Source organism: Labedella gwakjiensis (genome assembly GCF_003014675.1).
In the GTDB taxonomy this organism is placed as follows: Bacteria; Actinomycetota; Actinomycetes; order Actinomycetales; family Microbacteriaceae; genus Labedella; species Labedella gwakjiensis.
Genome location: NZ_PYAU01000001.1, coordinates 1509154 through 1519032, shown reverse-complemented (window position 1 = coordinate 1519032; position 9879 = coordinate 1509154). Strand labels below are relative to the sequence as shown.

Annotated in this window: 12 protein-coding genes; 8 read left to right on the top strand and 4 right to left on the bottom strand. The window is 70.1% G+C overall.

Annotated features, from left to right (window positions below; all coding sequences use genetic code 11):
• The first annotated feature begins 9 nt into the window (after positions 1 to 9).
• The gene (locus CLV49_RS07075; protein ID WP_106562910.1) at positions 10 to 777 is read left to right on the top strand and encodes a carboxymuconolactone decarboxylase family protein; all 768 of its coding nucleotides are present in this window, start codon (positions 10 to 12) and stop codon (positions 775 to 777) included.
• 99 nt (positions 778 to 876) lie between these two features.
• On the opposite strand, the gene CLV49_RS07070 is transcribed toward CLV49_RS07075, so the two are convergent.
• Positions 877 to 1392 carry a DoxX family protein gene (locus CLV49_RS07070; protein ID WP_243696654.1) on the bottom strand — a complete coding sequence of 172 codons (516 nt, stop codon included), beginning with the start codon at positions 1390 to 1392 and terminating at the stop codon, positions 877 to 879.
• Positions 1393 to 1677: 285 nt separating this feature from the next.
• Here CLV49_RS07070 and CLV49_RS07065 point away from each other — a divergent pair, with 285 nt between their 5' ends.
• The gene (locus CLV49_RS07065; RefSeq protein ID WP_106564941.1) at positions 1678 to 2343 is read left to right on the top strand and encodes an HAD-IA family hydrolase; all 666 of its coding nucleotides are present in this window, start codon (positions 1678 to 1680) and stop codon (positions 2341 to 2343) included.
• A gap of 114 nt (positions 2344 to 2457) precedes the next feature.
• Here the strand turns inward: CLV49_RS07065 and CLV49_RS07060 are convergent, their stop codons facing one another.
• From CLV49_RS07060 to CLV49_RS07050, 3 genes are all read right to left on the bottom strand, one after another.
• Positions 2458 to 3150, bottom strand: coding sequence for a potassium channel family protein (locus tag CLV49_RS07060; protein ID WP_106562909.1), 693 nt, complete (start codon positions 3148 to 3150; stop codon positions 2458 to 2460).
• The gene (locus CLV49_RS07055; protein WP_106562908.1) at positions 3143 to 4495 is read right to left on the bottom strand and encodes a TrkH family potassium uptake protein; all 1353 of its coding nucleotides are present in this window, start codon (positions 4493 to 4495) and stop codon (positions 3143 to 3145) included. Before CLV49_RS07055 ends, CLV49_RS07060 begins: the two co-directional genes overlap by 8 nt.
• Positions 4496 to 4625: 130 nt before the next feature.
• A complete protein-coding gene (locus CLV49_RS07050; RefSeq protein ID WP_106562907.1) occupies positions 4626 to 5477 on the bottom strand; it encodes an NAD-dependent epimerase/dehydratase family protein in 852 nt (283 codons plus the stop codon).
• A 68-nt stretch (positions 5478 to 5545) separates the two neighbouring features.
• On the opposite strand from CLV49_RS07050, the gene CLV49_RS18420 reads away from it, so the two are divergent.
• From CLV49_RS18420 to CLV49_RS07020, 6 genes are all read left to right on the top strand, one after another.
• On the top strand, positions 5546 to 5710 hold the full coding sequence (locus CLV49_RS18420; protein WP_166426850.1) for a hypothetical protein: 165 nt from the start codon (positions 5546 to 5548) through the stop codon (positions 5708 to 5710).
• Positions 5711 to 5773: 63 nt separating this feature from the next.
• Positions 5774 to 6190, top strand: coding sequence for a hypothetical protein (locus CLV49_RS07040; protein ID WP_106562905.1), 417 nt, complete (start codon positions 5774 to 5776; stop codon positions 6188 to 6190).
• 32 nt (positions 6191 to 6222) lie between these two features.
• On the top strand, positions 6223 to 7899 hold the full coding sequence (locus CLV49_RS07035; protein WP_106562904.1) for an ABC-F family ATP-binding cassette domain-containing protein: 1677 nt from the start codon (positions 6223 to 6225) through the stop codon (positions 7897 to 7899).
• Complete coding sequence (locus tag CLV49_RS07030) at positions 7896 to 8285, top strand: DUF3054 domain-containing protein (protein WP_106562903.1); 390 nt, start codon at positions 7896 to 7898, stop codon at positions 8283 to 8285. The genes CLV49_RS07035 and CLV49_RS07030 overlap by 4 nt, the downstream gene beginning before the upstream one ends.
• 41 nt (positions 8286 to 8326) lie before the next feature.
• Entirely contained in the window at positions 8327 to 8746 is a 420-nt protein-coding gene (locus CLV49_RS07025) for a hypothetical protein (RefSeq protein ID WP_106562902.1), read from the top strand.
• A gap of 104 nt (positions 8747 to 8850) precedes the next feature.
• Entirely contained in the window at positions 8851 to 9855 is a 1005-nt protein-coding gene (locus tag CLV49_RS07020) for an aldo/keto reductase family protein (RefSeq protein WP_106562901.1), read from the top strand.
• Positions 9856 to 9879 lie beyond the last annotated feature (24 nt).

Genomic DNA, 9879 nt, shown 5'->3' with positions numbered 1-9879 from the left:
GGAGAACCCATGACCGACCTCACCGCCCGCCAGCAGGAGATCAAGGACGCGTTCGTCGAGCAGCGCGGCACCTGGAGTCCGCTCTGGGAGAGCATCCTGCGCCTCGATCCGGAGTTCCTCCTCTCCTACCTCGACTTCTCGATGGTGCCGTGGAAGAAGAACCACCTCGACGCGAAGACGAAGGAACTCATGTACATCGCGGTCGACGCCGCCGCGACGCACCTCTACCAGCCGGGCATCCGCCAGCACATCAAGGCGGCCCTCGACGTGGGCGCGACCCCGCAGGAGATCATGGAGGTCATCGAGCTCACGTCCACTCTCGGCATCCACGCCATGAACATCGGTGTTCCGCTGCTCGTGAAGGTGCTCGAGGAGAAGGGGCTGCGCACGGGACCGGCACCACTCGACGAGAACCAGGAGCGCGTGAAGGCCGAGTTCACCGAGAACCGCGGCTACTGGCACAGCTTCTGGGACGAGATGCTCGAACTCGACCCCGAGCTCTTCGAGGCGTACACGAACTTCTCGTCTGTGCCCTGGAAGACGGGCACGCTCTCACCGAAGGTGCGCGAGTTCGTCTACATCGCGTTCGACGCGGCCGCGACGCACCTGTACGTGCCCGGCCTCAAGCTGCACTACGAGAACGCCCTCGGCTACGGCGCCACGGTGGGCGAGCTCCTCGAGGTGCTCGAGATCGCGAGCGTCATCGGGATCCACGCGGCCACGACGGCCGTGCCGATCCTCGTGGAGGAGCTGGAAGCCCGCGGCACGGACTTCTGACACGCCCCCACGACCACGGTGAGGTGTCGCAATCCGTCGTCATCCGGGTCTGGACGGCAACGGAGCGCGACACCTCACGAGAGTCGGGTCGACGTCGGGTCAGCTGCGGCGACGGCGGAAGGCGGCGTCGATCGCGAAGAGACCCGGGCCCGTGAAGGCCAGAGCGAGGGACGCGACGCCGAGGGTGAGGACGAACTCGTAGCCGCCGTCGGAGGCGAAGAAGCCGCCGGCGATGTGCACGAGCACGAGAGCCACCGCCATGTTCACGGTGAGCAGGGCGCCGACGATGCGGGTGCCGAGTCCGAGGATGAGGAGCGCTCCCCCGCCGATCTCGAGGGCCGCGACGACGATCGCGGCGACCTCCGGCATCGGGACGCCCATCCCGGCGAAGCCCTCCTGCGTCGCGGGGATGCCGTTGATCCACACCTTCTGCACGCCGTGGGCGATGAACACCACGCCGACGACGAGGCGCAGGAGGAGCAGGCCGAGCGAGGTGCTCGCGCCCGGGCCGCGGCGCACCGGCGCCTGCGGGGTGGGGTCGGCCGTCATCGGGCCGAGGTCGTTCGCGGAGTCGTAACGGGTGTCCGCGGTGGTTCCGTTGGAGTGGGTCGTCATGATCTGACCTTTCTGAGGAAGGATCGTCGATGGCGGCGCGCTCGGGTCGCGAGAGCCGTGGACATCCAGTCGACCCCGCTCGGCCGGAACAGTCCCTCCGCTTCCCTCCCTTCACAGCCCCTTGCCAGCCCCCCGACACCCGCCCGACATCCCTCCCCAAAGTGCTACTCCCGAGCGAGGGCGCTAGGTGCAACTGGCGCCCTCGACATCGAGGTGTAGCCCTCACCCGCCATGCCCGACCCGAGCGAGGGCGATCGATCGCCTCCGATGCGACAGGATGAGGAGATGAGCTCCCACGTCCTCGGCCGCCCGTCCGCCTTCCTCTTCGATTGTGACGGCGTGCTCGTCGACTCGCTCGCGTCCGCAGAGGCGGCATGGAAGTCGTGGGCGGCGACCTACAAGCCCGACTTCGACATGGAGCGCGACATGCAGCACGGGCGCCGCGCGATGGACACGATCTCCGAGCTCGTGGAGGCCGACCTCGTGGAGCAGGCGTTCGAGGAGCTGCTCCAGAGCGAGATGGAGACGGTGGACGGAACCGACGCGATCCCCGGTGCGGTGGCACTCACCGAGTCTCTCCCCGCCGGCCGGTGGGTGGCCGTGACCTCCGGACCGCGGGAGCTCGCGCTCGCACGCCTCCACTCCGCCGGCATCACCCTCCCCGAGAAGCTCGTCACGGCGGAGGACGTGGACCGCGGAAAGCCCGACCCGCAGCCGTACGAGCGTGGCGCGGAGCACGCGGGCGTTCCGATTTCCGAGTGTGCCGTGTTCGAGGACGCCCCGGCGGGTATCGCTGCGGCACGCGCGGCCGGTGCGGGCTGGGTCGTCGGCATCGGGGCCGGTGCGCTCGAGCCGTGGAGCGATGGCAGCCTTCCCGACGTGGTGGTGCCGGACCTCGACGCCGTCCGCTTCGTCGACGGCGACCTCGTCATCCTCCGCACCCTCTCCTGACCCCACCTGACCCCGGGGGCTCACCCCGCGATGTCGTCCGTCTGCACCGATCGACATCGCCGGAACGGTATCGATCGGTGCAGACCGGCGACGTCATGACGGCCGGGATCGTGCTCAGCGGAGCGCGGCGAACCGCTCGGTGCGATCGACGGGTCCGATCACGATCAACGTGTCGCCCTCCGCGACGACGGACGTCGCGCCCGCCGCGTGCCACTCGCCGTCCGCGCCCTTGATCTTCACGACCGTCACGCCGTGGCGCCGCCGGATCGCCGACTCCTCGAGCGTCCGTCCCACGATCTCCTTCGGCGCCACGGTCTTCGCCACGGCGAGGTCCTCGTCGAACTCGACGTAGTCGAGCATCGAGCCGCGTACGAGGTGCGCGACCCGGCGGCCCATGTCGGCCTCCGGGTAGATCACGTGGTCGATGCCGAGCTGCTCGAGGATGAGCCCGTGCTGCTCGCTGATCGCCTTCGCCCAGATGGAGCGCACGTTCATCCGCTTGAGGAGCGAACAGGTGAGGATGCTCGCCTGGATGTCGGAGCCGATGCCCACGACGACGCGGTCGAAGTCGGCCACGCCGAGCTGGTCGAGGGCCGCCTGGCGGGTCGAATCGGCGCGGACCACATGGGTGAGCACGCCGTTGAGCCCCTGGACGGTGTCCTCGTCGGAGTCGACACCGAGGACCTCGGTACCGGAGCGGGCGAGTTCGGCGGCGAGCGAGCCACCGAACCGACCGAGACCGATGACGGCCACGGAGGCGGCGCCGTTGGCGTGCGAGCGGCGACGGAGAAGAGAGAAGTTATCCAATGATCGGACGCTCCTTCGGGAGTTCGTATTCGCGTTTCTGGATGGTGAGGGCGAGGGCGGAACCGAGGGCGACCGGCCCCAGGCGCCCGATGAACATGAGGACGATGAGGATCGCCTGGGCTGCGGGCGGCAGGCTCGCCGTGATGCCCGTGGAGAGACCCACGGTCGCGAAGGCCGAGATCACTTCGAAGAGGACGCGATCGAGCCCGAGGCCCGTCATGAGCATGATGGCGAGGGTCGAAGCCACCACGAGGGCTACGGACAGCAGCGCCACGGTGAGGGCCTCGCGGTGGGTGGATCGCGGCAGCCGCTTCCCGAACATGTTCACGGCGGTATCGCCGCGCAGCTCGGCGACGATGATGAAGAAGAGCACTGCGAACGTCGTGATCTTGAGACCACCGGCCGTTCCCGCCGGGCCGCCGCCGATGAACATGAGGATGTCGGTGACGAGCCAGCTCGCCGGGTGCATCTGCGACACGTCGATCGAGTTGAATCCCGCCGTGCGCGGCATCACGGCCGACGTGAATCCGGCGAGCAGCCGACCCGCGGGGTCGAGCGCTCCGAGTGTCGCGGGGTTCGACCATTCCAGGATGGTCAGGACGATCGTTCCGACCACGAGGAGGACGACGGATCCGACGATCACCGTGACGGTGTTGAGCGTCCATGAGCGGGGGAGTGCGATGCGCTTCCGCAGCTCCATGATCACGGGGAAGCCGAGTCCGCCGAGGATGATGGCCGCGCAGATGGGGAGGCAGATCCACGGGTCCGCGGCGAACGACACGAGGTTGTCGCTGAAGAGGGCGAAGCCGGCGTTGTTGAAGGACGACACCGCGTGGAAGACCCCCAGGTAGAGCGCGTCGCCGAGGTCCTTGTCGTAGCCGATCCACCACCGGGCGGCGAGGATGAGGGCGACGGCGGCCTGGATCGTCACCGTGATGAGGGCGACGCCTTTCAAGACGCGGCGCACGTCGCCGACCGCGACGGTGTGCGTCTCGCTCACGGCCGACAGTCGCGTGCGCAGACCGAGCCGGCGGGCCACGAGGAGCCCGAGCAGCGTCGCGAGGGACATGACGCCGAATCCGCCGATCTGGATGAGGGCGAGGATGACGCCCTGCCCGAACGGCGACCAGAAGGTGGGGGTGTCCACGATGATGTGGCCGGTGACGCACAGGGCGCTCGTGGCGGTGAAGAGGGCCTCCATGAATGTTGCGGAGCGACCCTGCACCGCGATCGGCAAGGACAGGAGAGCCGTGCCGACGGCGAGGACGCCCGCGAAGGCGAGGGCGATGACCTGGGCCGGCCGGATGGTGCGCAGGATCGACGGGCGCCTGGACGGGGTCGTCATCGCATGCTCCCGGCCGCGGAAGCGCGCCCGGTGGGGGCCGCGGACGGCGGCGGCGGGGCGGACGGGGCGGACATCACGCCCTCACGCTACTGCCACCGGCGGCGATCTTCCGTTCGGATGGAGGACGGTGTCAGCGCCAGCTGTGCTCGGGGCGCCAGCCGATCGTCGTGGCGGCCCGTTCCGAGTCGAAGAGGCCTGTCGTGCCGGGGAAGGCACGGCGTCGTTCCGCGCCGGGGAGGTGCCGGTCGAGCAGCTCGGACGTCAGCGTGCGCGAGGTCGTGTCGGCCGCCGCGATCACGAGAGCCTCGTATCCGCGATGCGCTGGCAGGGGATCGAGCGCGAGGATGCTCGCGCGCGCGGCATCGCGCAGGTCGACGTAGCCCCACAGATCGTCGACGCCCGCCCCCTCGTCGGCCTCGTCCGTCCTCCCGGTGATCTCGTCGGGCGTGGCGATCCAGTGGAAGCGGAGAGCCGTCACGGTCATGCCGCGGCGGTGGAACATCCGGGCCGCGGCCTCGGTGACATCCTTCGTGAGCGCATACGGGTCCACGTAGGCGAGGGGGGTGTCCTCGTCCACCGGGACGGAGGGATACAGCACCGGTTCGGGGGCCCAGTCGCCCGCCCACGCGGTGCCGTAGATCGAGCCGCTCGATGCGACGACGGCCGTCCCGATGCCGGCGAGCCACGCCTGCTCGAGCGCGTTGAACGTCGCGAGCGAGTTGATGCGCACGAGCTCGGCCGGCTCGATGTCCTCCGGGCTCGGGATGGCGGCGCAGTGGACGACCGCGTCGGCTCCCGCCATCGACGCCGCGACGGCCGCGGGGTCGAGCAGGTCCACGGACGCGTCCCCCACGAGATCCGCCTCGATCACGGCGCGTCCGGCCGCGTGCAACTGGGCGACGACCTCGCGCCCGAGCTTGCCGGCCGAGCCGCTCACCCAGATCGTGTCGAGTGTCGTGGGGGTCTCGTCGCGTCGTCGCATGTCCCGACCCTAGCGAGGAGGTGTCTGTGCGTCTTGCGCTTGCGCGGCCGGCTTGGGAGCCTGTCAGGATGGATCCTCTCGCGGGCCTCGCCCTGACCGTCGTCTTCGCCGCCGTCGCGCTCTACACCCTCTATTGGGTCATCCGCCGGGCTGTCGCGGGCGGTATCCGGGACGCGCGCGAGCAGCCGTCGGATCCGGCCAGCCCGCAGGAGGACGTCCCCGAGGCCGGGTGACCCCAGCCGCACACCCCCTTCGGGCGTCGCAGCGACGTCGATCGCATCGATAGGGTTCTGCCCATGAGCATTCCCGCACCCGCCCCGATCACCATCCCCGATCACCGCGGCCCGGCCAGGCGCGCCTGGCTGACGGCGTTCTTCATCTGCGCCGGTCTCGCGCTGCTCGGGGCTGTCGCCATGATCCCGGTCTTCTTCATCTCGGTGGCCGACTCGACGATCGCGCCCTTCGTCGCGCTGATGAGCGTGCTCGCGGTGCTCATCCTCTTCATGATCGTCGCCGTCATCGTCGTCTGGAGCCAGCGCAGCGGCCTCGTGTCGCAGGTGAGCGACGCTCTCACGCTCGCCGGACACCCCGGCGTCGACGCCCGTCGCCTGGTGGCGGGACAGCAGGTGGCCTCGCCCGCCGGTTACTGGCTGAGGCTGCGCCGGGAGAGCAACGCGTCGGGCCACTGGCTCCTCGTCGATCGGGTCGGCTGAACCGCACCGCGCGCCCGCGAGAGAATGGACGGATGAGCGCTTCTCTCGTGGCCAAGGGCCTCGCCGGCGGCTACGGCCACCGCACGCTGTTCGACGGCCTCGACCTCACCGTCGCCCCGGGTGGTGTCGTGGGTGTCGTCGGCGCGAACGGCGCCGGGAAGTCCACGCTGTTGCGCATCCTCGCCGGGGTGGACGAGCCGCAGGCGGGCACGATCACGCTGAACCCCGGCGACGCGTTCGTGGGGTGGTTGCCGCAGGAGCACGAGCGCGTCCCGGGCGAGACGGTCACGGAGTACGTGGGTCGGCGCACGGGCTGCACGCAGGCGACGGCCGACATGGACGCGGCGGCGGCCCTGCTCGCGACCCCGGAGGACGCTCCGGCGGGCGTCGACCCCAATGACGCGTACTCGGTGGCCCTCGATCGCTGGCTGGCGAGCGGCGCGGCCGACCTCGACGAGCGTCTCCCGGTCGTGCTCCACGACCTCGGCCTCGCGAGCGGCGGCGCGGTCGGTCCCGACAGCGAGATGACCGGCCTCAGCGGCGGTCAGGCCGCGCGTGTCGGCCTCGCGGCGCTGCTCCTCAGCCGCTTCGACATCGTGCTCCTCGACGAGCCCACGAACGATCTCGACCTCGACGGGCTCGACCGCCTCGAACGCTTCGTGCGCGAGCAGCGCGGCGGCGTCGTGCTCGTGAGTCACGACCGCGAGTTCCTGGCGCGGTCCGTCGCGACCGTGCTCGAGCTCGACCTCGCCCAGTCGTCGAACCGCGTCTTCGGCGGCGGCTACGACGCCTACCTCGAGGAGCGCGAGACGGCCAGGCGGCACGCCCGCGAGGCCTACGACGAGTTCGCCGAGAAGAAGGCAGACCTCGTGGGTCGCGCCCGCACGCAGCGGGAATGGTCGAGCCAGGGCGTGCGGAACGCGATGAAGAAGTCCCCGGACAACGACAAGATCCGCCGTAAGGCGGCCACGGAGTCGAGCGAGAAGCAGGCGCAGAAGGTGCGCCAGATGGAGAGCCGCATCGCGCGACTCGACGAGGTCGACGAGCCCCGCAAGGAGTGGAAGCTCGAGTTCACGATCGGGGAGGCGCCGCGGTCGAGCGCCGTCGTGTCGACGCTGAGCGGCGCCGTCTTCCGGCAGGGCGAACCGGGGGCGGAATTCGTCCTCGGCCCCGTCTCGGTGCAGGTGAACGGCGGCGACCGCATCGGCATCACGGGACCGAACGGTGCCGGCAAGTCCACGCTGCTGAGGGGGCTGCTCGGGCGGCAGGCTCCCGATGAGGGCGCGGCTGCCCTCGGAGCGAGCGTCGCGATCGGCGAGATCGACCAGGCACGCGCCCAGCTCACCGGCGACCGGCCGCTCGCCGACGCGGTCGAGGCGATCCTCCCGGACTGGCCGCAGGCCGAGGTGCGCACACTGCTCGCGAAGTTCGGTCTGAAGGGCGACCACGTGTCGCGCCCCGTCGACGAGCTCTCGCCGGGGGAGCGCACCCGTGCGGGACTCGCCCTCCTGCAGGCGCGCGGCGTCAACGTGCTCGTGCTCGACGAGCCCACCAACCACCTCGACCTCGCGGCGATCGAGCAGCTCGAGCAGGCGCTCGACTCGTACGACGGCACCCTGCTCCTCGTCACCCACGACCGCCGCATGCTCGACACCGTTCGTCTCGACCGCCACTGGCGCGTCGAGGACGGGACGGTCGCGGAGCTGTGAGCGCGGATCGGCCTCGCGGCAGGCTCGTCGCGTCGGCGCTCGCCGTCGACGTCGTGCTCGTCGTCGCCTTCGCGGCTCTCGGTCGCCGGACGCACGACGACGGAGACGTGCTCGGCCCGGGTGGTCTCGGCCTCGCCCAGACGGCCTGGCCGTTCCTCGTCGCTCTCGCCGTGGGCTGGGCCGTCGCGCGCGCCTGGCGCCGACCGCTCGCTCCGCTCCGCAGCGGCCTGCCGATCTGGGTCACGACGGTGGTCGGCGGTCTGCTCCTCCGTCTCGTGAGCGGACAGGGGACCGCGCCGGCGTTCATCGTCGTCGCCACGCTCACGCTCGGCCTGCTGCTCGTGGGGTGGCGGGCCGTCGCGGCGCTGGTCGCCCGGCGCGCGTAGTCGTCCACATTCCATCCGCCCCTCCAGTTAGCCTCCACGTCATGGGGGAGAACAGCTACAGCGGGCGCGGCTATTGGGCCAGCCAGATGATCGTGTGCGCGGTGGCCGGGGTCGGAGGCATCGTCGGCGGGCCCATCGTCATGCTGACCGACGACGAGTCGCCGGGCTACGGACTGATCTTCTTCCTCGCCGGGATTGCGTTCCTCTGTACGTTCGTGTGGCTGGTTCGGGCCTATCGGAGGAGCGACAAGCAGGGTCGCGCAATTTACGCATGGGCGATCATGCAGCAGCACGAGTACCGGATCCCGCGGAACGACGTCGTCGTGATGGCGACCGCTGCGCGCGCTCGCGGCGGCGGACTCACTCTCGATGAGCTCCGGGCGCTCCAGGCGATGCGGCCCGAGATCCCGTACCCGGGCGAGTGGCCCACCGATCGCACGCGTCGGAATCCAGGCCCGTGAGACCCGGGCCGTGCCGGCGCATCGTCGCCGCGTGCGCGTAGCCCGCGCGCCCCGTCCGCACAATCCCTGTGCCCGCTCCCATCGTGCGGGCGTAGCGTTGAACCATGGAATTCCGATACCTCGGCAACAGCGGACTCAAGATCTCAGAGATCATCTACGGCAACTGGCTCACCCACGGATCGCAGGTGGAGAACGACACGGCGACGAAGTCGGTCCGTGCCGCCCTCGATGCGGGCATCACCACCTTCGACACGGCCGACGGCTACGCGAACGGCGCGGCGGAGACCGTGCTCGGCGAGGCCCTCAAGGACGAACGGCGTGCGGGCATCGAGATCTTCACGAAGGTCTACTTCCCGACCGGCCCGAAGCAGCACAACGACACCGGCCTCAGCCGAAAGCACATCCGGCACTCGATCGACGAGTCGCTCTCGCGACTGCAGACCGACTACGTCGACCTGTATCAGGCGCACCGCTACGACTACGAGACGCCCCTCGAGGAGACGATGGCCGCGTTCGCGGAGGTCGTCCGCCAGGGCAAGGCCCTCTACATCGGCGTGTCCGAGTGGACGGCCGAGCAGCTCACGGAGGCGCACAAGCTGGCCGAGGACCTCGGCATCCAGCTCGTCTCGAACCAGCCGCAGTACTCGATGCTGTGGCGGGTCATCGAGGAGAAGGTCGTGCCGACCTCCCGCGACCTCGGCATCTCGCAGATCGTCTGGTCGCCCATCGCGCAGGGTGTGCTCACCGGCAAGTACAAGCCGGGCGAGGAGCTCCCCGCGGGCAGCCGCGCCACCGATGAGAAGGGCGGTGCGGACATGATCAAGCGGTTCATGAACGACGACACCCTCTCGCGCGTGCAGAAGCTCGCACCGATCGCCGACGACCTCGGCATCACGATGGCTCAGCTCGCCGTGGCGTGGACGCTCGCGAACGACAACGTCGCCGGTGCGATCGTGGGAGCGTCGAAGCCGGAGCAGATCGAGTCGAACGCGGCAGCGGCCGGCGTGAAGCTCGACTCGTCCGTGCTCAGCGCGATCGACGAGGCCCTGGGCGACCTGCCCGAGACGGATCCGTCGGAGACGAAGTCGCCGGAGGGCCGCCTGGCCTGACCCGGCCCTTCCGTACGCGACGAC

What these genes read in the sequence shown, in the direction of transcription:
- CLV49_RS07020 (WP_106562901.1), top strand. Translation starts at nt 8,851, where the DNA reads ATGGAATTCCGATACCTCGGCAACAGCGGACTCAAGATCTCAGAGATC.
- CLV49_RS07055 (WP_106562908.1), bottom strand. Translation starts at nt 4,495, where the DNA reads ATGACGACCCCGTCCAGGCGCCCGTCGATCCTGCGCACCATCCGGCCG.
- CLV49_RS07040 (WP_106562905.1), top strand. Translation starts at nt 5,774, where the DNA reads ATGAGCATTCCCGCACCCGCCCCGATCACCATCCCCGATCACCGCGGC.
- CLV49_RS07050 (WP_106562907.1), bottom strand. Translation starts at nt 5,477, where the DNA reads ATGCGACGACGCGACGAGACCCCCACGACACTCGACACGATCTGGGTG.
- CLV49_RS18420 (WP_166426850.1), top strand. Translation starts at nt 5,546, where the DNA reads ATGGATCCTCTCGCGGGCCTCGCCCTGACCGTCGTCTTCGCCGCCGTC.
- CLV49_RS07035 (WP_106562904.1), top strand. Translation starts at nt 6,223, where the DNA reads ATGAGCGCTTCTCTCGTGGCCAAGGGCCTCGCCGGCGGCTACGGCCAC.
- CLV49_RS07070 (WP_243696654.1), bottom strand. Translation starts at nt 1,392, where the DNA reads ATGACGACCCACTCCAACGGAACCACCGCGGACACCCGTTACGACTCC.
- CLV49_RS07075 (WP_106562910.1), top strand. Translation starts at nt 10, where the DNA reads ATGACCGACCTCACCGCCCGCCAGCAGGAGATCAAGGACGCGTTCGTC.
- CLV49_RS07025 (WP_106562902.1), top strand. Translation starts at nt 8,327, where the DNA reads ATGGGGGAGAACAGCTACAGCGGGCGCGGCTATTGGGCCAGCCAGATG.
- CLV49_RS07065 (WP_106564941.1), top strand. Translation starts at nt 1,678, where the DNA reads ATGAGCTCCCACGTCCTCGGCCGCCCGTCCGCCTTCCTCTTCGATTGT.